17 protein-coding genes are annotated in these 24176 nt (G+C 47.4%); 5 read left to right on the top strand and 12 right to left on the bottom strand.

Annotated elements, in window-relative coordinates:
• The coding region (locus tag FVR03_RS24745) for a hypothetical protein (RefSeq protein ID WP_222707241.1) at positions 1-338 on the top strand (338 nt) is incomplete at its 5' end.
• Between the two features lie 882 nt (positions 339-1220).
• Here the strand turns inward: FVR03_RS24745 and FVR03_RS14810 are convergent.
• On the bottom strand, positions 1221-2441 hold the full coding sequence (locus tag FVR03_RS14810; RefSeq protein ID WP_147922540.1) for an NAD(P)-dependent oxidoreductase: 1221 nt from the start codon (positions 2439-2441) through the stop codon (positions 1221-1223).
• A 253-nt stretch (positions 2442-2694) separates the two neighbouring features.
• Here FVR03_RS14810 and gcvP point away from each other — a divergent pair, with 253 nt between their 5' ends.
• The 3 genes from gcvP (at position 2695) to FVR03_RS14795 (ending at position 7489) form a co-directional block, all read left to right on the top strand.
• A complete protein-coding gene (gene gcvP / locus FVR03_RS14805) occupies positions 2695-5610 on the top strand; it encodes an aminomethyl-transferring glycine dehydrogenase (protein WP_147922539.1) in 2916 nt (971 codons plus the stop codon).
• An 865-nt stretch (positions 5611-6475) separates the two neighbouring features.
• Positions 6476-6796 (top strand): hypothetical protein, encoded by a 321-nt coding sequence (locus tag FVR03_RS14800; RefSeq protein ID WP_147922538.1) that lies wholly within the window; start codon positions 6476-6478, stop codon positions 6794-6796.
• Between the two features lie 90 nt (positions 6797-6886).
• A complete protein-coding gene (locus FVR03_RS14795) occupies positions 6887-7489 on the top strand; it encodes a DUF4136 domain-containing protein (RefSeq protein ID WP_147922537.1) in 603 nt (200 codons plus the stop codon).
• Between the two features lie 343 nt (positions 7490-7832).
• Here the strand turns inward: FVR03_RS14795 and FVR03_RS14790 are convergent, their stop codons facing one another.
• The 7 genes from FVR03_RS14790 to FVR03_RS14760 all read right to left on the bottom strand — a co-directional run bounded on the left by FVR03_RS14790 (position 7833) and on the right by FVR03_RS14760 (position 20437).
• Positions 7833-8897, bottom strand: a complete 1065-nt coding sequence (locus FVR03_RS14790) for an NAD(P)H-dependent oxidoreductase (RefSeq protein ID WP_147922536.1) — start codon at positions 8895-8897, stop codon at positions 7833-7835.
• A 241-nt stretch (positions 8898-9138) separates the two neighbouring features.
• Positions 9139-11439, bottom strand: a complete 2301-nt coding sequence (locus FVR03_RS14785; RefSeq protein WP_147922535.1) for a TonB-dependent receptor domain-containing protein — start codon at positions 11437-11439, stop codon at positions 9139-9141.
• A gap of 461 nt (positions 11440-11900) precedes the next feature.
• On the bottom strand, positions 11901-13865 hold the full coding sequence (locus FVR03_RS25110; protein ID WP_147922534.1) for an OmpA family protein: 1965 nt from the start codon (positions 13863-13865) through the stop codon (positions 11901-11903).
• Between the two features lie 18 nt (positions 13866-13883).
• Entirely contained in the window at positions 13884-14816 is a 933-nt protein-coding gene (locus FVR03_RS14775) for a PorP/SprF family type IX secretion system membrane protein (protein WP_147922533.1), read from the bottom strand.
• 34 nt (positions 14817-14850) lie between these two features.
• The gene (locus FVR03_RS14770) at positions 14851-17739 is read right to left on the bottom strand and encodes a PKD-like domain-containing protein (RefSeq protein ID WP_147922532.1); all 2889 of its coding nucleotides are present in this window, start codon (positions 17737-17739) and stop codon (positions 14851-14853) included.
• Between the two features lie 723 nt (positions 17740-18462).
• Positions 18463-19374, bottom strand: a complete 912-nt coding sequence (lipA, locus tag FVR03_RS14765; protein ID WP_255474229.1) for a lipoyl synthase — start codon at positions 19372-19374, stop codon at positions 18463-18465.
• Positions 19375-19708: 334 nt separating this feature from the next.
• Positions 19709-20437, bottom strand: a complete 729-nt coding sequence (locus tag FVR03_RS14760) for a hypothetical protein (RefSeq protein ID WP_255474228.1) — start codon at positions 20435-20437, stop codon at positions 19709-19711.
• A gap of 67 nt (positions 20438-20504) precedes the next feature.
• Here FVR03_RS14760 and FVR03_RS14755 point away from each other — a divergent pair, with 67 nt between their 5' ends.
• The gene (locus FVR03_RS14755; protein WP_147922530.1) at positions 20505-20912 is read left to right on the top strand and encodes an OsmC family protein; all 408 of its coding nucleotides are present in this window, start codon (positions 20505-20507) and stop codon (positions 20910-20912) included.
• A gap of 87 nt (positions 20913-20999) precedes the next feature.
• Here FVR03_RS14755 and ytxJ read toward each other — a convergent pair whose 3' ends face one another.
• The 4 genes from ytxJ to FVR03_RS14735 all read right to left on the bottom strand — a co-directional run bounded on the left by ytxJ (position 21000) and on the right by FVR03_RS14735 (position 24035).
• Positions 21000-21341 (bottom strand): bacillithiol system redox-active protein YtxJ, encoded by a 342-nt coding sequence (gene ytxJ, locus FVR03_RS14750; protein WP_147922529.1) that lies wholly within the window; start codon positions 21339-21341, stop codon positions 21000-21002.
• 102 nt (positions 21342-21443) lie between these two features.
• Entirely contained in the window at positions 21444-21776 is a 333-nt protein-coding gene (locus FVR03_RS14745; protein ID WP_147922528.1) for a hypothetical protein, read from the bottom strand.
• A 61-nt stretch (positions 21777-21837) separates the two neighbouring features.
• The gene (locus tag FVR03_RS14740) at positions 21838-22038 is read right to left on the bottom strand and encodes a hypothetical protein (RefSeq protein ID WP_255474227.1); all 201 of its coding nucleotides are present in this window, start codon (positions 22036-22038) and stop codon (positions 21838-21840) included.
• 17 nt (positions 22039-22055) lie between these two features.
• Complete coding sequence (locus FVR03_RS14735) at positions 22056-24035, bottom strand: alpha-ketoacid dehydrogenase subunit alpha/beta (RefSeq protein WP_147922527.1); 1980 nt, start codon at positions 24033-24035, stop codon at positions 22056-22058.
• Positions 24036-24176 lie beyond the last annotated feature (141 nt).

The raw sequence follows: 24176 nt of genomic DNA, 5'->3' as shown, positions 1-24176 counted from the left end.
CCTTAGCGGCTATGCCTCAACGGCTTGTACTCGTAATCTGCTCTCTCTTTCCCCTCCCTTCCGGAGCGGGTTGCAAAGGTAAGAAGCTTTTCTCTCTCTGCAAGCGATCGAGGGAATATTTTTTTTCTTTTTTTTCCTCCCTCCTTCACCCTGCCGGCCCCTGTTACGGCGGCTTTCAGAATCGCTTCCCTTTAGAAGCGGGTGCAAAGGTAAGAAGCTTTTCGGAAGTTGCAAAAGAAAAAGGAGAAATATTTTCAATCTCTTTTCCTCTCCCCTCCCCGGCGGCCACTGCCTGGCCCGCCGATCCGCCTTGTCTCTCAAACGGGATGCAAAGGTAAGAACCTTTCCGAAATCCGCAAGCACCGAGGCAAACTTTTTTTTCAACTCCTTCCCGGCCCCTCGGCCGATCCCCCGTCCCTGCCGGATGGGGATGCAAAAGTAGCAAACCTTTCCCGTTTTCCAAGCGCCGGGACTGCGATTACCGGAAGTATTTCCCAAGGCCCTCTAAATCAGAAGGATTCTTTTTGCCTCGCAGGCGGAGGGGTAACAGCGGCCAGAGCACAGTTGGTTCCAGAAGCGTAATAGTTTTTCCTCAGGCAACGCCTGGTAAGGCATTACATAAAACCGGCTGTCTCCAATCTTTCCAATGAAATCAGCCTCCGGAAGGGTTTTTGCTCTTTTTCAGTCAAGGGTCAGGTCGTCTGCTTTTCCCTTGGATGGGCCTTTGGGATGCTTTATCGGCTGCTCCAATTTTATTTATATGTTGAGGTACCTCATCCAAAGATCTTTAAAGCGGTTAGAGGCCGCGGAATAGTAGACACGAGCGAGGACGCTCGCGCCAGCACAAGACCAGCACAAGATGGAGCCAGCATTGTTTTTAATTTGGGGCAGCAATAGTTACCTTGGATAGAAGGAGGACATCAAACGTATCTCCTTGCATGTACTAAGGTGGCTGAGATGTTGTTTTCCTTCCTTAGTTTAGGCTTGCTGCTCATACTCTCCTCTTACCTGCTCATGTGGTTGCTGTTGCACTCAGGTGGTCACAAGTTTACCCTTGAATTGCTAGTGTCACTTTTGCCTTCAGAAGGCCTTTTTCATTCGAATAATTTAAACTACCATTATTCTCTCTCTTCCTTCAATATATCCGTTCGCTTCATAACGCTGTTGTTTCACTTTTTTCAAAAGAGAGCTATAAGTTACTACCCCGCTGCAGGCAGCTTTTAAGTGCTTGTCTGCTCTACATAATCTTCCATATATAAATACCGCTCTGTTAGCTTGCCTGCTGTTGCTATGGTACCTCGTTGCAGAACTCCTTCTTTATCGCCTGTGAACAGATGCGGAAAGACCCGGTCGAGTAGTTGACGGCTGAAGTCGCGGGAGGCATTGCGGGGAAGCTCGCACGGCAGGTTATCTACAGCCATGACGGTTATATTTGTTTCTTTACTATAAGCTGATTCTAGTAGTTCTGTTGTCGGGTTATAATCGTAGGCAGGGGCATCTATAGTAGCGGAGCGTTTTGTACACAGAATAGAACCGTTAATATCGCAGGTAATATCGGCAATGGTATTGATCTTGAAATCGGCTGCACGTATTTCTTGTTCTGTAAAGAGTTTTGGTGCACGTGGATCCCAGTAAGCACAGGCCAGCAGCAGGTCGGTTACACGCGTAAATTTCCGGAAGGTAGATTTGTAAAGCTGCGGGTGCTGGTAAAAATCGGGAGAGTCCCACACCTCCACATCAGGCCTGTTATTATAGTCTCCTGAGTGCAGTTGGGCGTACACCGGCTCTCTAAATTGTTTGTACAGGTAATCGAATACGCTGACCTTTTTAATCCGCATTTTATCCAGTACTTCCATGGCTCCTCCTGCAACCCTGCCGCCTCCTGTAACGGCTATTTTAATAGGAGGGAGCTTTACCTTAAAATACTCTTCCTGCATATCCTCCATCTCCCGGCAAAGGTAAGCTGGCTTTAAATTAAAGAGCTTCCATTTTAGCCCGTACGTTCTGATTCCGTTATAGGCTCCTACTATACCAGCATACCGCCCAAATGCCACCAGCCGTTGCCCGTGTGCATTGGTAAGGGTTTCATAATCTATAAGCGTAATGTTTTTCTGAAGGATGGACCGGAGCAGCTTCGCGTTTTGTGGCTGCTCCTTAATAGTGTGAGAGAAGAAGAAATAGGTTTTGTCCGGAATCAGCTGTTCCACTGGCACCTCCTTCACGCCCATCAGTATGTCGCAATCCTGCAGGTTCTGCTGCAACGGAATATCCAGCTCCTGGTACTCGGCATCGGAGAAGCAGCGCTTTTCGCTAGGCTGCACCACCACCTGCGCCCCCGGAAAGGCAGCCATCAGTTCCACGCATTTTTTTGGCGTGAGTGGCACCCTTTTATCCAGGGGAGTTTTCCCTTCTTTTATAATTCCAATCTTCAGTTTCAGCATGGGCGATTAAACTTGAATTTTTATGTCTCTCCAGGTGTTAAAAGGCAGCAGCATCGGGCAAAGGGGCAGCCTTTTTACCTGATTAACAAAGTATAGCAGCCAATAGCTCTGTATACGTGGCATCAGAACTATTTCAGCTGTGTGTTTCTGTATAATACACAATTACTGTTACTTTTGTGTAAACAATAAAAAGAGTATATTAGCTGTAACGCCTTTTAACTAAACCCACATTCCCAATCTATATTTCGTACACATGATATTCAAAACTAAACCTGCTGATGTGTTTAAGGAGCGTCATAATGGGCCTGATAAGGAACAGATGCTGGACATGCTAAACACGATAGGGGTATCTTCGCTGGATCAGCTAATTGACGAGACAGTACCGGCGGCCATTCGCCTGAAAAAACCTTTGAACCTACCCAGAGGCCTCTCCGAAAAAGATTTCCTGAAAAAGTTCGGAGCTATAGCCAAACAAAATAAAGTATTTAAGTCTTACATCGGCTTAGGATACAACGACACCATAATGCCACCTGTTATTCTGCGTAACATTATGGAGAACCCAGGCTGGTACACGGCTTACACTCCTTACCAGGCAGAAATTGCGCAGGGCCGCCTGGAGGCGCTGATCAATTACCAGACCATGGTAATGGAACTCACCGGCATGGAAATAGCCAATGCCTCTTTGCTTGATGAGGGAACTGCCGCAGCCGAGGCCATGGGCATGTTCTACGCGCAGCGCAAAGGTGCCCGCAAAAACGCTACCCGCTTCTTTGTATCGGAGCTTTGCCTGCCACAGACAATTGATGTACTTATTTCGCGGGCAACGCCACTTGGCATTGAGCTTGAAATAGGCGATCACCGACAGGCGAACCTTGAAGATGCGTCGCTGTTTGGTGCCATTGTGCAATACCCGGCTGCCGACGGTGAGATTTTCGACTACACTTCTTTTATAGCTACTGCCCATGCACAGGACATTTTGGTGGCTGTTGCTGCCGATTTGCTTTCGCTAACCTTACTCACGCCTCCGGGCGAAATGGGTGCCGATGTAGTAGTGGGCACAACACAACGTTTTGGCGTGCCTATGGGTTATGGAGGTCCTCATGCAGGTTATTTTGCTACCAAAGATGCCTTTAAACGTGTTATTCCGGGCCGTATAATCGGAGCTTCTTTAGATGCACAGGGCAACAAGGCGTACCGCATGGCGCTTCAAACACGTGAGCAACACATTCGTCGTGAGAAAGCAACTTCAAATATTTGTACGGCACAGGTACTGCTGGCAGTTATTGCCGGTATGTATGCCGTGTACCACGGGCCACGCCGCCTGAAGTACATTGGCCTGAACACGCATGCGCTGGCACAGCAACTGGAAAGCGGCCTTAGAACTTTAGGCTTTGAGCAGCTGAACGAGCAGTACTTCGATACACTTAAAATAGCCGTAGAAAGTGCCGAATTACAAGCAGCCATACGCACCGAGGCTGAGGCAGCAGGCATTAACTTCCGCTTTGTTAACGATACGCACATCACCATCTCGCTGAACGAGAACACCGATCTGCAAGATGTGAAAGATATTTTAGCTGTTTTTGCAAAGGTAGCCGGAAAATCAGCAGAGGTATTAACACTAGACGAACTACCTGCCGAAACAGAAATTACCTGGCCAGAAGGCTTCATCAGAAAAAGCGAGTATTTAAAGCAGGAGGTCTTTAACAAGCACCACTCAGAAAGTGAGATTCTGCGTTATATGAAGCACCTCGAGAACAAAGACTTCTCGCTGGCGCACGGCATGATTCCGCTTGGCTCCTGCACTATGAAACTAAACGCCACCGCCGAAATGATTCCGGTAACCTGGCCAGAGATCGGGCAGCTGCACCCCTTTGCTCCTGCCGACCAGGTACAAGGCTATAAACAAATTTTTGAAGACCTGGAAAGCTGGCTTTGCGAAGTAACCGGTTTTGATGCCGTGTCGCTGCAGCCAAACTCCGGTGCGCAAGGTGAATATGCCGGCCTGATGGTTATTCGTGCTTACCACGAGTCGCGTGGCGATCATCATCGAAACATCGCGCTTATTCCTTCTTCGGCTCATGGTACCAACCCGGCATCTGCGGTTATGGCCGGCATGAAAGTAGTTATTGTGAAGTGCGACGAAAAAGGAAACATTGATGTAGCCGACCTGCACGCAAAGGCAGAGCAGCACAAAAACGATCTTTCGTGCCTGATGGTGACGTACCCTTCTACACACGGGGTGTATGAGGAAAGCATTATTGAGATTTGTAATACTATTCATGAGAACGGTGGCCGTGTGTATATGGACGGAGCCAACATGAACGCACAGGTTGGCCTGACCTCTCCGGCTACCATTGGTGCTGATGTTTGCCACCTGAACCTGCACAAAACGTTCTGCATTCCTCACGGTGGTGGTGGTCCGGGTGTTGGGCCTATTGGTGTGGTAAAAGATCTGGCTCCTTTCCTGCCTGGCCATGCTGTTGTTAAAATTGGTGAAGAAACAGCTATTAATGCAGTATCGGCTGCTCCTTGGGGTTCTGCCAGTATTTTACCAATATCCTATGCATACATTTCGATGATGGGAGGCGAAGGACTGACTGAGGCAACCAAGTTTGCAATCCTGAATGCGAACTACATTAAAGCACGCCTGGAAAAACACTATCCGGTGCTGTATGTTGGCAGCAAAGGTCGTTGCGCCCACGAAATGATTCTGGATTGCCGTGGCTTTAAAAAGTTTGGCGTGGAGGTAGAAGACATTGCCAAACGCCTCATGGACTATGGTTTCCATGCACCAACTGTTTCTTTCCCGGTAGCTGGTACACTCATGGTAGAGCCAACGGAATCGGAGGCACAGGAGGAACTGGATCGTTTCTGCGATGCCATGATTTCTATTAGAGAAGAAATCAATGAAATAGAAGCGGGTAAAGCCGATCAGAAAAACAACGTACTTAAAAATGCACCGCACACGGCTCAGGTTGTTCTTGCCGAAAACTGGGACAGACCCTACAGCCGCGAAAAAGCAGTTTACCCTTACGAGCATGCGCGTCATTATAAGTTCTGGCCAACTGTTAGCCGCATCGACAGTGCTTATGGCGATCGTAACCTGGTTTGCTCCTGCGCCCCTATAGAAGCCTATAACGAAGAGCATAAAGAGATAACTGCTGTTTAAAGACCAGGTAAAGTATTTATGTATCTGAAACAAGGCTGCCCCGCAAAGGCAGCCTTGTTTGCTTTTAGCTGCTGGTTTATCCCTTTTTGCTCCGGATGCAAGCGTTATAAAGCTTTGCTGCAGCACCCTCACAGAACAAGTGTTGCAGTTTCTACCAGTAAACTTTTCAGTTCACACATCCCATCTCCTCCCGCACCCAAAGTATTTTGAAATTATTACGATTACGTAAGTTGAGTTTGCTTAAAACTCACAGCAACGCCAGCCTTATAAAATTTAGTTAAATGTTTCATTTACCTGGAGGCAGCATTTGCTATTGAAGCAGTCGTTCAAAAGTATAAAAAGCTACCCAACTTCCCATAATGGGAATAACAGAGCCAATATGCACCACTCCCGGAACCTGCAGAACTGGACTTACCCCTACTTAAAGCCTTTTATTCTTTTGATGTACAAATATATCAACATTACACTATATTAAATAAATACAACAAAATACAGTTAATCCTACTATTTTATTGTGAATAGTGATAAAAGCTGATGCAGATAAATATTGCAGCGCCCTCTATACCAGGTTAGCTAATTCCGGCCCATCCTTAAATTGGTATTTAAATTGTATTTATCAGGACAAGCAGACATGTATTTTACAAACCTGCCCTTTTGCGCATCTAACCACACTTACTGAAAACTCCCTTAATAAAGCATTGCAGCCATTTCGCTGCAGGTAAAACAATATTGGTTCTGACTTTCTGTAACTCCTGCACCAGGAACTCCTGGTCATAGCTAATTCTGTCGTTGCCAAACTCTAACCTTATTCTGACCAAACCTACACAGTGCTTTTACAAGGCATTGTGTGGCAAACTACGCTACCATGAAAGTGATTCTTCTTGTAACAGGTATGTTAGGCTTTAGTCTTTCAGGATTTCAGGCTTCAGCACAAGATACTGCTTTACCAGTCATGGCTTCCTTGCAAAATGTAAGTCAACCTGAAGCCGCTGCCATTTTCCCTGCCAACTCACCAGAACAGGCTGTTGCTTATTATGCAGCACCAGAAAATAAAACTGTTCCGCCAGGTACAACAGCAACTAAAAGTATGTCGGAGGAGCTGAGTATTTGGGTAGAGAATAAGGAAGCTGTGCTAAAATCTTACCGGCGGACGAAGCGTCGTCAGGCGCAAGCGCAGGATTGGTAATACTGCAGGAGTTTGCTCTAAGTTTAATCTGACAAACCTTGTCTCTCGTATAGCTTGTGAACACAAAACCCAAAACCTGTTCAAAGCTATATGCGTCTACACTCTTTTATTCTCTACCGTGGTCTAATGCTGGCCTTTGTTGCCGCGTTGGCAGGACTAACAGGCTGTGGCTTTGCGATGCTCAACGTACAAAGCGACTTCGACCGGACCGTTAGTTTTCAGCCATACCGTACGTTTGGTTTTTACGAAGCAGGGGCCAACCTACAGTTGAATGGCGAAACACCCCAGTACAACACTTCGATAGATGAGCAGTTAAAAGCAGCAATTGCCAGCGAACTGGTAATAAAAGGCCTGACACCTGCTATCGACGAAGCACCAGATCTGCTTATTGCTTACGATATTGCCATAGCCACTGACCCTGAAAGCCAAAACAATGTAGTGGTGCCTGGGTATGGCTATGGTTACAGCTATTGGTACGGCTACCGCTTTAACTACGACTTTGCAGGCCTACCTACATACCGCAGCATCAGCGAGTATCAGGTCGGTACGCTTGTAATCGACTTCATTAATCCAGGCTTAAATGCATTAGTCTGGCGAGGATGGGCAGACGGAGGCATTACAGTAACCGATACGGATCAAAAGCGCCTGAACAGAGCCGTTTCCAGTATTATGGCTCAGTACCCGCCAGGCTAATACTCCTGAACCCTTGACCCATTTTAAGCTAAAATAGCTTTGGAAGGCCAATTTCATTTAAATAATTGCTGGTTATCAGATGATAGCTTTGCTGAATATTGGATTTGAAGATTTAAACTATCAAAAAATAATTACCTCCTTTCAACCTTAAAATTGCTGAATTAAGGAAACCTCAGATAATTTCAGGATAAAACTATATACCTAAGTGCACAAATGCTAAAGATGTCGGGTTTACCCTTGGCAGTATTTTAATGAAAATCCTTTTGAAGGGGGTTTTCATTTGAAAAATTGCTCCTCCACTCGGTAAGTCAACTTGTATACACTTTGAGAGCTAATTTCAGAATTAACCATTACGCTCATTTTCTGACTTACCCGGAAAAAGAGTTACGTCTTTGTTGAGCCCCTGGTCCTGCTGTTTTTTAGGAGAGGAGCCAGCCGGAGAAAAACCGATACGCATGCGTGCATCGCGCCAACCTAATTTTATTTCCTGCCAGGTGTGGCTCGGTGCTTTGTAGCCATAGGCCCTGAACTTGCCAGGCTGTACCTTACCTTTTGCCTCAACAAACTGCGCAAATTCTTTTACCCACTTATCAAAGGCTGCCATAGAACTGTTATCCTGCACCATATCTTCTGCCTGGTTTTCAGAATATTTCTTTCCTTCGCCAATGGCGGCATAAGTCCAGAGTTGGTCGGGCACCTCTATGCCGCTGTACCGGCACTGCCACACCAGCGGAGCATAGGCATCCCGCTCGTCCTGAAAAGGCTCCTGCTCCGGATCGAAATAAAGCTTGTGATGCAGCAGCCTTGGCCGCCCTGTAGCATCTATCTCATCGCCACCCAGGTCGCCGTGGCAGAAAAAGGCGGCGGTGCGGCCCTCCAGGTGGTTTTGGCTCAGCTCTTCCCACTCCGGCGTTTTATCCAGTTTCATGGCCAGTTCCGGGTTTTTGTGCTCAATCAGCTCCTCGTTCGGGTTGCCTCCGTTCATGCACACCAGCCTGTCGAACAGAAGTTTCAGGTTAGAAGTTGGCCCGTACCAGTTATGTGGCGCTACAAAAGCCCAGGCATCGGCCATGTCGAGGCGAGCGTAGAGATCGAGGTTCCAGAGCAGGTCAGGCTCTGCTTTGCTGTCTTTCTCGTAGCAGTTGCAAGGCCACACACACGGCGCCATGGAAGTGCTCACGCAGGCATTACAACTCTGAATCCGCTCCCGCGCATACACATTCCCAATATCTTCCAGATCGATTTCCCAGTCCTGCGGCAGCTGCTCCGCCATCCGCAACAGCAAGGTTCGTGATTTAGAGTCTACGCCTGGGCAATTGTACTGCCTCCGTTGCGAAGCCGAAATAAGCAGCACCCTGAATGGCTGCTTCTCCAGTGGCAATGCCGCATTTTTGTCATCTGGTTTCATGGTTAAAATTTTGAATGAATGGATTTTGATGGAGTGATTAAGTGAATGTGATCTTTTAAATCAGGAACATCTCTACTGTTGCAACTCCTGATGAAAGGTAAAGTGCATGCTGTATTTACGTAACAACAGTGCGTAAGGCACTTCGCGATTCAGGCTTTTCAACATTCTGCTGACAACTATTTTACCCAAATTTTTGTCTCTCAATCAAAACTATTCACTCAATCATTCACTCATTCGAAATTCAAAGCGCGTACCGCAACGAAAGGCCGCCATAATAATTCCTGTCTGCGGCTGGCTGATAGAAGCGGGCACCAAAAGCGTTGAGATCGTTGCCGAGGCTGTATTTCTGGTTTGTAAGATTCTCGGCACCAAAGAAAGCATCAATAGCTAACTGTTTGCCTAAAGTTCGCCTCACTCCCGCGCGCGCTCCCATTATCAGAAACGAATCAGAGAAAACTGTATTCTCATCATTCAGCGGAATTTCATCTACATAATTAGAAGTGAGGTTCAGGTAAAACCCGATGCGCGTTGCCAAGTCGAGGCCTGCAGTTGCCATGTGTGGTGCCACGCCTGTTAACTGGTTACCAGATAGTATGGTTTCGCCCTGCTGATATTCCCGGAACCTGAAATGGTTATAGGTGTAGCTACCCCACAGCTTGAGCAGGTTCACAGGAGCCAAGGGTTCTTCTAAAATGGTAAAAGCCAAAGCTGTTTCGATTCCATTCTGCCTTGTTGAACCTACATTCCGGAAAACAGCAATACTCGACAACTCCTGCCGACTCACAATGGTCTCGTTTAACCGGAAAGAAAAACCGACTACATCGAAGTTCAGGCGCCCGTTGAGCATGGTGCCCCGAACGCCAGCTTCGTAGTTCAGGCCTTTCTCCGCTTCAAGTTCCTGATTTAATACGCCATCTGAAGTCAGGATTTCTTCTTCGGTGGGTGGAGAGTAGCCGGCACTAACACTGGCATGCGCCGAAATAGTAGCAGAAAGCCGTTTGAGCAAAGCTACCCGTGGCGAAAGTACGGCAGCGAAATCTCGATTAAACTTAAACTCCTCTCCAGCAGCCGCCTGCTGCAAGCGGGTAATATAGTAGCGGGTGTCGTTGTAGCTGAGCGCTGCGGTAGCGATCCAATCTGCAGGCAACTTAAACTCGGCTTGAGCAAACAATAATCCAGTTTCGGCAATTAATTCGTCGTCAGAGCGCATCAGGCCTACATTCCCGCCATTGTTGTCGTAGGTGCGTGCCACCTGAAACCCTCTCTGATATTCGCCGCCTACGGTAAAAACTGCCTCGGTTGCTCCTATTGCAGCCGTATGAGTAAGCCGCGACCTGAGGCCATATTCCTGGTTGGCATTTCGCTCGTAGTCGGTGTTAAACGGGTGGTCCTGCGCGCGGATCAACCCATAAACAGAGGTAATGTTACGCCAGTTGTTACTGAACTTATACTCATGCGAGAGCCCCACGTTTACGCCATCCATGTTCATGGTGGCATTCTGGGCCACACTACCTAAGGTACCTCCACGGGCCTGGCGCGGGTTTTCGTTATACTGCTCCTGTGTAAGCGCACCTGGTAACTGGTAGAACAAGTCTGAGTAAATAAGAAACGCGGAGATGGTTTGATTCTCGGTAGGATAGAAATTGGTGGAGAGCAGAAATACATCGCGCTCCATGGCCGTGTGCTCGCGGTAGCCATCGTACTGCTGCTTTGTAAACTGCACCAGTGCATTGGCTTTTTCTCCTCCTGTAGAGGCAGTTACGGCATAGCGCCGGAACCCGTAAGAACCAGTGGTCGCGCCTACTTCCAGTTGGTGCTCTCCGGGTGCGGCACGTTTCGGCTCCAGCAATATGGCCCCTCCTGTACCTGCTCCATATATGCTTCCTACCGGCCCTTTCAGTATTTCCATGCGGCCAATGTTACCGGCATCCAGCATGTTTAGCATGGTAACACCGCTCGCTTCGGTAAGCGGCACATCGCCCATATACATTTTTACGTTGCGCACGCCGTATGGCGAACGCAGGCTGCTCCCCCTGATGGAGATGCGGTAACTGGCAGGGGCTCTTTCCTCCATACGCACCCCCGGCACTGTATTTACCGCACGCACCAGCGAGCTTTCGTCGAACCGTTGTATTACTTCGCTGTCTACTACGCTTATGGCTCCGGCTGTTTCGAGTAATCGGCGGTTGTTCTCGTAGCCGGTTACGATTACCTCAGATAAGTTTGTGGCAGTAGGTTGTAAGGCAATCTGCAAGGTTTCCTGCAATGGCAGTCGCACTTCCAGGGTGCGAGCACTGTAGCCAATTAACTGAAAATTAATTGTAGCAGAAGGGCCATCGGCAGGAATACTGAATTCGCCGTTTTGATCGCTGATGATTTGAAGATTGGTTGCGGCTGCTGTAACTGTTACCCCCTCCAGCGGCTGGCGGCTACGCGCATCCAGCACCTTGCCTTGTATAACAGACTGAGCCCACAAAGAAGATGGCAACAACCCGGCGAATAGAAAGAACAGAAAAAGCAGCCTTCGTAAATTTTGTTTCATGAAATCGTATTTGATTTTAAGAGAACGGGCAGGTGCACTTCAGGGTTGGCCTTTATTTAAAGCAAAATACCTTTGTCCGTTTCAGAGGCAAGCTCGCTTCTGCTCCTTTCTCAGGTAAGGCTTTTTAATTACACCCTTGTCAGGAAGCAAATTATTCGAATGAAAAAGGCCTCCAAAAAGATTTCAGCCATTTTTTGGTCAAGGGTTTAGGAGCCACGCCAGGTATAACGAGCCGTTTAAAAATAGACAAGCTCTGCCGGTTCGGTTCGGCAGAGCTTGTCTATTTACTAAGTACATTCAACTAAAACTTGTCGGGTGGACCCTTGGCAAAATTCAGATGCAAAACCTTTTGGAGGCTATTTTCATTCGAATAATTTAGAAGAGAACACTGTTACAGGTTGATTTATGCAACAAAACTTCCTATAAAGTGCTTTGTTACAAACCTAGCACATCAGTGATGCCTATTTTATTTTAAACTCGGTTCTGCGGTTTAGCTGATGCTCCTGCTCAGAGCAAGGCACTCCATCGATACAGCCGTTTACCAGTCTGGTTTTGCCGTATCCTTTTGCTGTAAGCCTCTCTTTACCGATTCCTTTAGAAATAAGATAATCTACTGCGGCTTGTGCCCTTCTCTCCGAAAGGAGCTGGTTGTAGGCAAATCCCTCGCGGCTGTCGGTGTGTGAGCTCATTTCAATCTTGATGGCCGGGTTTGCTTTTAATACCTTCACCAGTTTGTCCAGTTCTCTGGCAGCGTCTGGTCTTATGGCCCATTTATCGAGGTCGTAGTAAATTTTCTCCAGCACAATGGCAATGCCAGCGGTGCTCTTATCGAATAAGAGCGTTACCTCTACCGTGTCGCGGGCCGTAACGGGTACCTCTATTTCAACCGATTGGTTCAGGAAGCCGTCCTTTTTACCTTCGAAAGTATAGGTGTTGCCTTTGCGGCTTTCCAGAAAATATTTTCCGTTTACATCAGTTACAAATACAGTAGAGTCGGTTAGCTGCTGTTGCGTAACTTTTACTCTTGCTTGAGGAAGCGGTGCTTCAACAGTACGTTTCTGCTGGTTCTGCTTTCGCTCCAGTGTTCTAATGGCAAGTATCACTGCCTCTTGCAACATGTTAAACTGGTAGATATCGTCGGTTCCGTTAGCAGCATCGCGGTTAGAAGATAAAAGCCCGCTCACGTTCACGCTATCGAACATAATACCGTAATCATTCTTAGACGAGTTAATAGGGTAACCGAGATTTTTCACACTTGTCCAGGCGTTATGCGGACCATCTGCTGCAAAAATATCCAACCCGCCTAAACCTACGTGACCATCAGAAGCAAAGAATAATTTGCCGTTTTTGTCTACATACGGAAAGCTTTCGTTGCCTGCTGTGTTAATCGTACTTCCGGCATTTACAGGTTTGCCCCAACTGCCATCCTGCTGCCGAACGGTATAGTAAATATCGGTAGCTCCTTGCCCGCCTGGCATATCAGACACAAAGTACAGCACGTTACCATCTGGCGACAGAGCCGGGTGCCCAACCGAATACTCTTCTATTTTGTTGTAGGCGAAAGGCTGCACGTTTGTCCAGGAGTCTCCCTGCTTTTGTGCTTTAAAAATTTCGAGCCGGCTCACATACTCCGGCACTTGCTGGTTTTTTTCTACCCAGCTGGTAGGGTCGGGGTTTCCGTAAGCTTTGTTTTTAATCAGGTGAGTTCTGGTAAAGTACAGCTCCTGCCCAGCTTCGGCAGCAGTAGCTGCGGCATTGTGATAAGAGGAGTTTATTTCAGTAGTCAAGGCTGTAGGGGCACCGTAACTGCCTGCAGCATTTTTCTCTGCTTTAAACAATTTCAGGTAGGGTCTTCCGGTCCAGCCAAACGTTTTGGTTTGGTTACCGGCTGCACGGTCGGAGCTGAAAATAATGCCCTGCCCAAAACTTATCGGGCTGAAATCAGAAAACGCAGCTGCATTTAGCTCAGGCACTGCCTTCACTTCTGCCACAGGCAACTTGCTCATCCATTCTGCTGCTTTATCGCAAGCCTGTATTTTTTGCTGAGCCATGGGAGCCATCTCAGGCAGTTCTTCGCCCCAGGCCATGTAGTGCTTCTTTGCTTCTTCGTGTTTGCCGTTGCTGCGGAGCGCTTCGGCATAATTGTATAGGTTCTGAGGATGCCGGCCTTGCATGTTGACCACTTTCGCGTACCAGGTTTCTGCTTCCTGGCTGCGGCGGGTCAGGCGATAGGAGTCGGCTATGCGTTGGGCTGTCTGTAAGTCAGGGGTACGTTTGGCTATAGCCTGCTCATATTGCTCCAGTGCCAGGGCAAATTCGTAGTTACTGTAAAGTCGGTCTGCCTTCCGTAGCTGCGCCTGCGCATTGGTTGCCAGGCAGAGCGTAAGAGCAATAAAAATATAAAGGGGCGTATATTTATAGTTCATATAATGTACTGCTAAAAATTAAAAGTATTGCGGTGTCAGCATCGGCACATTCTTTTTGCCGAACAGGTAGTACCCTACCGAAATTTCGTGCGTGCTCACACCTTTGAAATCGTTCAGCATAACATCGTAGCCATAGCCTAACCTGAACGCTTTGCTGATCTGGATCTGCCCGATCAGCGCCAGAGCAGTTCTGTTACGCGCATCGGTAGCTGGGTTCTCGTTAAAGAGGTTCATGCTGGTACGGTAAGAGCCACCAAGCCATAAGATATCTTTTATCAGCAGAAAAGCATTTAAGTCTACGTTGGCAGGTGCCTTAAAATCTTCTTTTATGAGTACGCTGGGTTTAAACTTAAGCGAGCTGCCCAGGTCGAACACATAGCCCGTGGTAAAGAAATAATGCCTTTGAGTACTCAGTTCCAGGTCATCTTCAAAGTTTAACAGATCTGCAGCAGACACACCTGCATAAAAGCGATTCGTATTGAAATACAAACCAAGCTTAACATCTGGCCTAAAGGAGGTTTCGTTGCCTGTCGGGATAGATGGATCGTCGATTATACCTAGTTCTAAACCGTTTAAAGAACGTTGCTTAAAGCCCGGTGCTACTCCCAGGCTCAGGGTACTTTGTTCGCTCAGAGGCACTCGCACCGCTACATTGGCATAAGCTGCCGTATTGGTGAGGGCACCAATCTTGTCGCGGGTTATATCTAAGCCAAGGCCAAGTTTATCGTTTGCCACCAGCCCATCTACAAGCAGGCTGCTGGTAGTGGGCGCCCCTTCTATAGAGGTCCACTGCGAACGGTGAAAAGCGTTAAAGTTGAGCACTTTTTTGCTCCCGGTGTAGGCCGGGTTAATAGCCATGCTGTTAAAAATATATTGCGAGTACTGGGGGTTTTGCTGGGCACTTGCCGCAAAGGTGAGCAGGAGGGCCAGCAGCGTATAAAGTAATTTCATATGGTAATTCGTATTAAGTTATTATCAGGTGAGCTTAGCGGAAGATCATGACATAGCCCGTGTATTCTCTGTTGGTGTTGTCGCACTGCCGCACACTCACTTTATAGAAGTAAGTTCCTGCTTCCAGCCCGTTGCCGTTCCAGTCGTTCTGGTAGTCTGTTTTGCGGTATACTTCAGACCCCCAACGGTTAAACAGGGTTACCTGGTTACTGTATTTCGAGATGTTAGATATAACCCAGTTATCGTTGATGCCATCACCGTTCGGGCTAAATGCTTTCGGGAAATCAAGGGCTCCGTCTACGCGCGCCAGGTCGATAGGTGCTGAGGCAGCAGGGCTCTCGCAAATGCCATTGCTGGCAACCAGTGTTACACTTCCAAATGCATTCGCTGCATCGGCACGTACTCTTATGCTGGTACTTCCCTGCCCCGACAGAATGGTAAAGCCATTCGGAACGCTCCAGGTATACGTAGTGGCTCCGGCAACCGGGTTTGTGTTAAAGGCAAGCCCATTGCACAGGTCGCTGATATCGGTAATAGTGGCAGCAGCAACTGGTGGCACCGAAGAAACAGCAAGAGATGCATTGCCAGTAGTACAGGCATTTGAAGCCACAACTGAAACCGAACCACTACCGGCTCCTGCTCTTACTGTAATACCCGTTGTTCCCTGACCTGCTGTTATCGTCCAGCCAGCTGGCACCGACCAAGTGTAGGAAGTTGCTCTGGCAACGTTACCTATAGAATATTGCAGTCCTGTAGTTCCTTCGCAAGTTGTGGCTGATCCAGCTATGGTTCCTACTGTACCCAATGTTTCTGCGCCCGTAACATTTAAAGTGGAGGTGCTACTCTCTCCGCAGCCATTTACTGCTTTTACAGAGAGTATGCCAGCTCCGGCACCGGCTATGGCGGTAACAGTAGCTCCGGTATTATCACCTGCAATAGACCAACCTGTACCTGTTACAGTCCACTCATACCTAGCTGCATTGTTCACAGGGCTAATGCTGTATGCAACCTGCTCGCCTGCACATGCAGCACCACCGGCTGTTATATCAACGGGTGCAGCAGGTGCCCCAGACGATACAGTTACAGCAACTGGTGTGGCAGTAACTGTGCCACAGGCGTTTGTTGCTGTTAAAGTAAGAGAACCTGTAGTAACCTCTGCAAACCGTGCATTTACTGTATACCGACCATTTACTATCCCTTCGCTAATTATGGTCCAATTACCTGAGTAGCCCCACTCGTAGCTGGCATCTGCCGCAAGTACCGGCACAGAGAAGGTGGCATTAGTTCCAGCACATATGGCAGTTGGGCCCTCAATGGCAGCTAAGGCAGCAAGAGGTGTGGTTGTGGCAATAGTAATAGTGGCTGGAGGGCTGGTAAGCGCGCAACTATTGGTGCTGCTTACACTTAAGGTACCGCCTGTGCTTCCGGCTCTAACTGTAACTGTATTATCGGTGGTGTTTTCTATCTGTAAACCGCCTGTTACAACCCAATTATAGGTTAAACCGGCACTACCGCCAGTTGCAGTAAATACAGCTTCACTGTTTGGACATATTAATGCAGGTCCGTCTATAACAGGAAGAGTTGGTAAAACATTTACTCCACCTATAATTTGTGTAGCAGTGTAAACATCGCCGCACTGGTCTGTTACTCTCACGGTTAAAGTTCCGCCTGTAACGCTCGTACCAAGTCCTATCCGCACTGTGTTGCCAGACTGCGACTCAATACTTAATCCGCCAGTTGTTTCATAAACATAAGTACCACCTACTACTTCCGTTACGGTATAGTTTAAAAAAGGTATCCCGGGGCAAAAAGAGGCATCGCCTGTTATAACCAGGTCAGGGTTTGTACAGATTACAACAATAGGGTCTTCGTCTTCGTCATCTTCCGGATCTGGATCCGGGGTATCCGAAGTAACAACAACGTTGTTCACCAGATTACCGGCTGCCAGAATTTTAAATGTAATGGTGAGCGTAGCCGATGTTTCGGCTTCTATATTACCTACCACCCAGACATTCGTTTCCGGGTTGTATGTACCTTTAGAAGGCTCGGCATGTACAAATTCGAGAGTGCTGGGGAACTGCTCACTTACACGCACGTTGGTGGCAGTGCCGGAGTCTGCGCCGCTGTTGCGTGCTGTTATAACATAGGTAACTGTACCACCAACCGTATAGCGGCCATTGGCTGGCTGCGCTACTTTAGTTACACCGAGGTTAGCATAAATAATATTGGTGAGATAGATGTTGTTGTTTTCCAGGTTAACGCTGCTGTTCAAAGATATGGCACTGCCAATAAGGCTGGCCCCCGAGCGGAGTGTAACGCTTTCCTGCGCCAAAATGCTCCCCATTAATAAAGTAGATACACCAATATCTGCTTTACCCTTAACAACCCAGAAAACATTATCTGCCTGCGCCCCATTCTGCGGCAATACACCTGCACTGGTAACACCCGGGGAGGCCGGGGAGGTAGAGCTAAAATCTCCGTCGATAATAAATATAAACTGAGAATCGAAACTTCGCTGCCCATCCAGAATCAGAATGTTGCTCAGCGTGGCATCTCCGGGAATGTAGTAAACGCCCGGCGTAAGTATCTGCCGGTTACCGATTACGTTTCCGAGGTTCCTGGTAACGGTGCGTGTAGTAAGTGCATCGTATGCCTCCTTCGCATGGTTTTGTGCAGTTTCAGCTGTACTGGTTCCGGTTTCTTTTCTACCAGGTACAACCAGCCCATCACCTGGGTCAACAATCCGGTTACCAGGATATATAGCCAGGTTGCCACCAATGCTGGTAATGCCGGAGTTGGTAACTTCTGTATTAGCTATTACAGAATAATTACCTGCTGATTTTAATACAGATTCTGTTTGGGCGTAACTTATTTGTATGACTACCAGAAGGGATGTACATAACAGGGTAAAAAATTTACTCATACGGGTGTTTTAAAATTGTATAAACAAAGTCATATATAACCGATTCGTTATATTGTACTGAAAACAAGTATTCAAAGATACCTTTAAAGGTCTTGAATACTTGAAAGATTATGCTTAAAAGCAGGATTGGGGCTTATTGTATGTAAAAAACAACATTTTGGAGGCGAGCAAAAGTATCATTTAATAAACTGATTTTAAAGTTCAATTATGCAAACATAATTGGATAATAATTCAAAAATATAAAAAAGTTTAAATAAAATTACATATGCCAATTCCGGAACCTGCTGATATTCTGGCGTATGGATCCTAATTATAGGATATTTAAAGGGTATACAAAATAAAGAACCGTTAGCATAGCGGGCAGATCAGCTCAATTTTATTAAAAGAACCAAAATGGGAATCTCTTGAAAGTTAAGTGTTTAAACATATTTAATATAACATATGTTAGCACAAAAAAAATAACGGTTGCCCTACGTTTAAGGGCAACCGTTATTGGATAAGTTCTTAAAAAAAAGTTTTTATGTTTTTTTAAAAAAATTATCTTATCAAATTCATGATGTCTATACATGTTGTTGTGCTGTGGCAAAGTGGTTATGCTTCCGCTGTCATAGGTTACAGTAGCCTTAGCAGTTGTTCATTTGTACGAACTTCGTGCTAAGCAAAAACTTATTCTAACAAACTAACCGCCTCTATTACAGCTACCTCTACACCAATTTATAGCACCTATACATGTACATGGCGTTCTGCGTGGTACGAAGAACGAACCAACGGCCCGGACTCAACATACTTTAAACCACGTTTCAAGCCTTCTTCACGATAATGATCAAAAAGATCCGGGTGAATAAACTCGGCTACTTCGATGTGCAATTTGGTTGGCTGCAGGTATTGGCCTAATGTTAAAATATCACATCCGTTGGCAGCCAGGTCATCCATGGCCTGGTACACCTGCTCCCTGGTTTCGCCCAGCCCCAGCATAATGCCGGTTTTGGTTCGCTTGCCATACTCTTTGGTGCGGCGTGTCTGCTCCAGGCTTCGCTCGTACTTAGCCTGCGGCCTTACACGGCGGTAAAGCTCTTTTACTGTTTCCATGTTATGCGACACAACCTCCTGCCCCGGCGAGATCATGGTAATCAGGGCATCCCAGTTAGCTTTCACATCCGGAATCAGGGTTTCGATGGTGGTGGCAGGCGACAGCTCTTTTACCAGGCGCACGGTGTCGTGCCAGATAGCAGCACCACGGTCTTTCAGTTCATCGCGGTTAACAGAGGTGATAACAGCATGCTTTACGCCCATCAGCTGAATAGCTTCTGCTACGCGCCGTGGCTCATCTGTGTCGTACTCATTGGGGCGGCCGGTGGCCACTGCGCAAAAAGAGCAGCTGCGCGTACACACGTTCCCCAGAATCATAAAGGTTGCAGTACCAGCTCCCCAGCACTCGCCCATGTTCGGGCAGTTGCCGCTTTCGCAGATGGTGTGCAGTTTATATTCGTCTACTATGTTTCTTACTTTTGCGTATTCCTTCCCAACCGGCAGCTTTACACGCAGCCAGTTGGGCTTACGTGGTTTTCCTAAAGCGTTAAGCCCATCTGCCGCTGCATTAGGCTGTATGACCGGTAGCGTCAATAGTTCATCCATAGTACAAAGATACAAAGTTCTACATTAACACATTAGGCATTTCCAGAAGTTTTACTTATAGCGCTAAGGCAACTAAAAGTAAGTGCCCGGCAGGAGCAATACCCTTGACACCAAAAGGCTCTAAAACCTTCTGGAGGCCATTTTTATTTGAATAATTGATAATGTGCTAATTCTTTAATTTAGATATTTGAAGATGACGTAAGGAAATTTTGAGTTTTGAAAGAATTATAGATAGAGAAACACTCCGTTCTACCCTCTGAATGGGTATAGATCAAAAATTTCAAAAAAGCCTTTGGAAGGCCAATTTCATTACAATAATTGCTTTCAGATAAGTTTACTTTCGGGTACCGTAGTAGATGTTGAGGTAAACAGATGGGAAGGTGTTAAAATTCTGAGCATCCGGTATAATGACCGGACGTTTGAAATAATGCTCTACCAGAAAACCAACCTCTATACCTGTTACACTTTCACGGTAACGGCCATATTCAAAGCTGAGGCCGGCTTTAAAGTGTAGCCCAGGCGTTAGCCGGGTTTCGCCTAAGCCTGTAAACACATTAGCACTGCCATAGATGCTGTTCCTGTCGCCATGAATGACAGGGTTATATTGCTCGGTGCGAATATCTTCGAAACCACTCTGGCTATAATTGTACCGGATGTAGTAAGGCACCTGCAGCCCCAGAGAGGGCCCTATGGCACCAACGGCATTTACCTGCACCCCCGACTCTGCCGCCTTCCTGAACAGGATATACTCCATGCCGTATTGTGGCCGCACCACAAATAAATAATTCTGCTTTCCGTAAATGAAAAAGTCGCCCGTATTCACACTATACCAGCGGTTCTCCTTTGGATGCTTTACTTCTACAATCTCTATAGCTCCAAAGCGGTACAGCCTATCTTTCTTAAAGTAAGAAGAACGGATAAACAGGCCTCCTATCAGACCTCCGTTTGAGTTGAAGTTTATACCGTAACTTAGCTCGTTGTTGAAGTCTTCATCGGTTTGCGCTACTGCCTGAGAACGTATTCCCAGTACCACAGCTAAAATAATAATGAGGTATCTTACCACCTTCTTTGATTTATATTTCTCTAAAACTATCTAAATTTACGTTCTTATCAAACTTATAGTTAGCAACATGGCAACCATTCATAGTATTTACAAAGGCGATCTGCGTACCGCGGCCCAACACCTTGCTTCTGGCAACACTGTTATAACCGATGCTCCGGTAGATAATAATGGCAAAGGAGAGGCATTTTCTCCTACCGACCTGGTTAGCGCTGCGCTTGGCAGCTGCATGATGACCATTATGGGCATTGTAGCAAACCGCGCCGGCATTAACATAGAAGGCATGGAAATGGACATCACTAAAATGATGGCTGCTGAGCCACGCCGAATAGGCGAGGTAGTGGTTGCCATTACGATGCCAGCCCATAACTACACCGACAAAGAGAAAGCCATGCTCGAAAACGCTGCCCGCACGTGCCCGGTTGCCCTAAGCCTGCACCCCGATGTTAAACAAACCATTTCCTTTCAGTACAGATAAGACCATTTCCGGAAGTTAGGTTCCGTGTGGAACAACTCCCAAAAATGGTCTGATCAGATAACCGGCGTAGAGGCTGTTTTAGTATCTCTACGCCGTTACTTTTTTCTTTAGCGCCTCCAGGTTTATGCCCAGGTGCGAGGCATTGTAGGTGCAGACACCATCCTGCACCAGTAACAGCTGCGGCGACTCGTGCTGCACTTGCAACACTTCAGCAATTTCGTTCGATACAGGGCGATACCGCAGCAGGTCGAGGTAATAAGGCTTAACGTGTTCTACACCTGCTTTTTCCCACTGCCGCTCCAGCCTGCTTTTAGCAGTGGCGCTAATAGAGCAAGAGGTGCTATGCTTAAAAATGACCACAGGTGCACTTTTCGATTCTTCTATAACCGTGTCTAACTGCTCTGCACTTGTAAGTGGATGCCAATTCATAATATCTTGTTTATTTTCTTTATATAAAACTTTAACTAATTACGTAAAACAGGTTCCGTCGACTAACCAATTATTAAACAGAAGGCTTTGCCAAATAGAAGCTTACTGATTCTGCAAACTATAGTCGTGCCTGCGCTTTACGGCTTTCCCTTTTTTATTGAACCGGAGTTTTCGCTTTTCAGTTCGAATTACCTTCTGCCGGCTTGTTTCCTCTTTCTTCGTACCTGGGCTGCGAACATTGAGGTGTGTGTGCTGGTAAATGTTTTCAACTTCTTCTTTCTGTTTTGCAGCGGCTGCTCGTTCCTCACTTTGCTGGAAAGCGGAAGGTGAATGGCTTATTTGCGCCATAGCTGCTGATTGCACCAACAACAAAAGTAACAACCCGATTATCGGTTTTACCTTATACCCTTTCACATTTACACATGTCTTGTCCATAGCTCCATCTACCCTCTTAAATTATGCTGAAATTTAAGACTCTGGTTATAAACTATAAAACTTAGAAGAACTTTTTTTTCTTTACCAAGCCATTCTTATCTGTCTGCACCTTTACTCCTTCTATACTCTTACCTCCCGGTCCTCCTATTGTTGCACTCGATTTGCTTGGCTTCGGGCATTTCAGCCCCTTCCGTTGGCAGGCCGGGCTGGCAAGCAAAGTCAATATCAGGACGGTGAGCAGCAGAAATCTTGGCTTTAACATATCGTTCAAGTTTATATTTAAAAGTTCAGTGCCGCCTCTACTTTCTGGCGCAGGCGTTGCTTTGGCAGAAACTCCTGCTCCAGCGGTGGCGAAAACGGTACGGCCGTGTCGAGGCTGGCAACACGGGTAACCGGCCCGTCGAGCAGCTCAAAACAGTTTTCGGCAATCCAGGCAGCTATTTCGCCACCTATGCCCCCTGTTAACGTATCTTCGTGCAGAATGATAACACGGCCTGTTTTAGCAACTGTTGCGCGTACGGCTTCTTTATCCCAGGGCAGCAGGGAGCGCAGGTCCAGTATGTCGAAACTGACTTCCGGCATTTCCTGTTGCAGCTGCTTTGCCCAATGCACGCCCATGCCATACGTAATTATCGAAAGATCGTCTCCTTCTGCCACTAAATTAGCTTTGCCTATTTCAATGGTATAATAGTCGTCTGGTATCTGCTGCGATACGGCCCGGTACAGCAGCTTGTGCTCAAAGTACATTACCGGGTTCGGGTCTTCGAGGGCAGCATTGAGCAAGCCTTTGGCATCGTAAGGCGATGATGGATATACCACTTTCAGGCCAGGTGTATGCACAAACCATGCCTCGTTGCTCTGCGAGTGAAACGGCCCTGCAGCTGCTCCGGCTCCTGTTGGCATACGCACCACCACATCGGCGTGCTGCCCCCAGCGGTAGTGGCTCTTGGCCAGGTTATTTATTATCTGGCTGAAGCCGCTGCTCACAAAATCGGCAAACTGCATTTCGACCATACTCTTCTTGCCACGCACCGACATGCCCAAGCCAATACCCAGTATTGCCGATTCGCAAAGCGGAGTGTTGCGTACCCGCTCTTTGCCAAAGGCTTGTACAAAACCTTCCGTTACCTTAAATACGCCTCCATATTCGGCAATATCCTGCCCCATCAGCACCAGCTCCGGGTAGCGCTCCATGCTCTGGCGCAAAGCATCCGAAATGGCATCTACAAAGCGTTTTTCTGTTCGGGCATCGGTGGCAGGTGCAACCACCTGCTGCTCAAACGGTTTGTACATATCGGCCAGTTCTTCCTGCTGGTCGGCTTCTGGCAGAGGCGTGGCTCCGGCAGTTTCCAGCGCCTGCTCAATTTCTTGTTTTATCTCCTCGCGTATGCTATCCAGGGTCTTTTGCGTCAGCACCAGCTCATCGAGCAGATACTTTTCGAAAGTAACCACGGGGTCTTTTTTCACCCATTTCTCAAACAGCTCCTGTGGCACGTATTTGGTACCAGAGGCTTCTTCGTGGCCGCGCATCCTGAACGTAACAGCTTCTATTAATATCGGCCGCGGACTTTTACGAAGACTGTCAGCAGCCTGGCGTACCGTATCGAACACCTCCACCACGTTGTTGCCATCTATCTGCAGGGCATCTATGCCGTAAGCCGGGCCTTTGTCGGTAAAGTGCCGGAATTTAAATTGCTCGCTGTTGGGTGTGGAGAGGCCATAGCCGTTGTTCTCGATCATAAAAATAACCGGCAGTCCCCATACCGCCGCCACATTCAGGGCTTCATGAAAGTCGCCTTCGGAGGCACCGCCATCGCCACTGAACACCAGCGTAACTTTCTCTTTCTGCTCCAGCAGGTCGGCCAGCGCAATGCCATCGGCTACGGCCAGCTGCGGCCCCAGGTGCGAAATCATGCCCACAATGTGGTGCTCGTTGGAGCCGAAATGAAAGGAGCGGTCTCTGCCTTTGGTAAAGCCTGTTTTTTTGCCCTGGAACTGCGCAAACAACCTGTCGAGTGGCACGTGCCGGCTAGTGAACACGCCCAGGTTCCGGTGCAAAGGCAAAATATATTCGTCTGGCTCCAGCGCCAGCGTCGCCCCTACCGATATAGCTTCCTGCCCAATACCTGAGAACCATTTGCTTACCTTGCCCTGCCGCAACAGCACCAGCATCCGCTCCTCGATCATGCGGGGCTTCAGAATGGCCTTGTAAAGGTCCAGCAATTCGTCGTCGGTATATTCTTTACGATTGAAATTCATCTCCAAAAACCAAAACTTCGTTATAATCTGGCAAGTTAATCTATTAGCCTAAACCCTGAAAATATGGCGCGTTTTTTTAATTTTGCTTTTAATAGATGTTAGATAGTAGATACTAGACGTTAGACTTTAGGTAAAGAAGGA

Origin of the sequence: Pontibacter qinzhouensis, from assembly GCF_008017455.1 — a bacterium.
GTDB lineage: Bacteria > Bacteroidota > Bacteroidia > Cytophagales > Hymenobacteraceae > Pontibacter > Pontibacter qinzhouensis.
Note: the sequence above shows the minus strand (reverse complement) of the source record. Positions and strands in the feature narration are given on the sequence as shown.

Coding starts and splice junctions, on each gene's coding strand:
- FVR03_RS14810 (WP_147922540.1), bottom strand. CDS start 2,441: ATGCTGAAACTGAAGATTGGAATTATAAAAGAAGGGAAAACTCCCCTG.
- gcvP (WP_147922539.1), top strand. CDS start 2,695: ATGATATTCAAAACTAAACCTGCTGATGTGTTTAAGGAGCGTCATAAT.
- FVR03_RS14800 (WP_147922538.1), top strand. CDS start 6,476: ATGAAAGTGATTCTTCTTGTAACAGGTATGTTAGGCTTTAGTCTTTCA.
- FVR03_RS14795 (WP_147922537.1), top strand. CDS start 6,887: ATGCGTCTACACTCTTTTATTCTCTACCGTGGTCTAATGCTGGCCTTT.
- FVR03_RS14790 (WP_147922536.1), bottom strand. CDS start 8,897: ATGAAACCAGATGACAAAAATGCGGCATTGCCACTGGAGAAGCAGCCA.
- FVR03_RS14785 (WP_147922535.1), bottom strand. CDS start 11,439: ATGAAACAAAATTTACGAAGGCTGCTTTTTCTGTTCTTTCTATTCGCC.
- FVR03_RS25110 (WP_147922534.1), bottom strand. CDS start 13,865: ATGAACTATAAATATACGCCCCTTTATATTTTTATTGCTCTTACGCTC.
- FVR03_RS14775 (WP_147922533.1), bottom strand. CDS start 14,816: ATGAAATTACTTTATACGCTGCTGGCCCTCCTGCTCACCTTTGCGGCA.
- FVR03_RS14770 (WP_147922532.1), bottom strand. CDS start 17,739: ATGAGTAAATTTTTTACCCTGTTATGTACATCCCTTCTGGTAGTCATA.
- lipA (WP_255474229.1), bottom strand. CDS start 19,374: ATGGATGAACTATTGACGCTACCGGTCATACAGCCTAATGCAGCGGCA.
- FVR03_RS14755 (WP_147922530.1), top strand. CDS start 20,505: ATGGCAACCATTCATAGTATTTACAAAGGCGATCTGCGTACCGCGGCC.
- ytxJ (WP_147922529.1), bottom strand. CDS start 21,341: ATGAATTGGCATCCACTTACAAGTGCAGAGCAGTTAGACACGGTTATA.
- FVR03_RS14745 (WP_147922528.1), bottom strand. CDS start 21,776: ATGGACAAGACATGTGTAAATGTGAAAGGGTATAAGGTAAAACCGATA.
- FVR03_RS14740 (WP_255474227.1), bottom strand. CDS start 22,038: ATGTTAAAGCCAAGATTTCTGCTGCTCACCGTCCTGATATTGACTTTG.
- FVR03_RS14735 (WP_147922527.1), bottom strand. CDS start 24,035: ATGAATTTCAATCGTAAAGAATATACCGACGACGAATTGCTGGACCTT.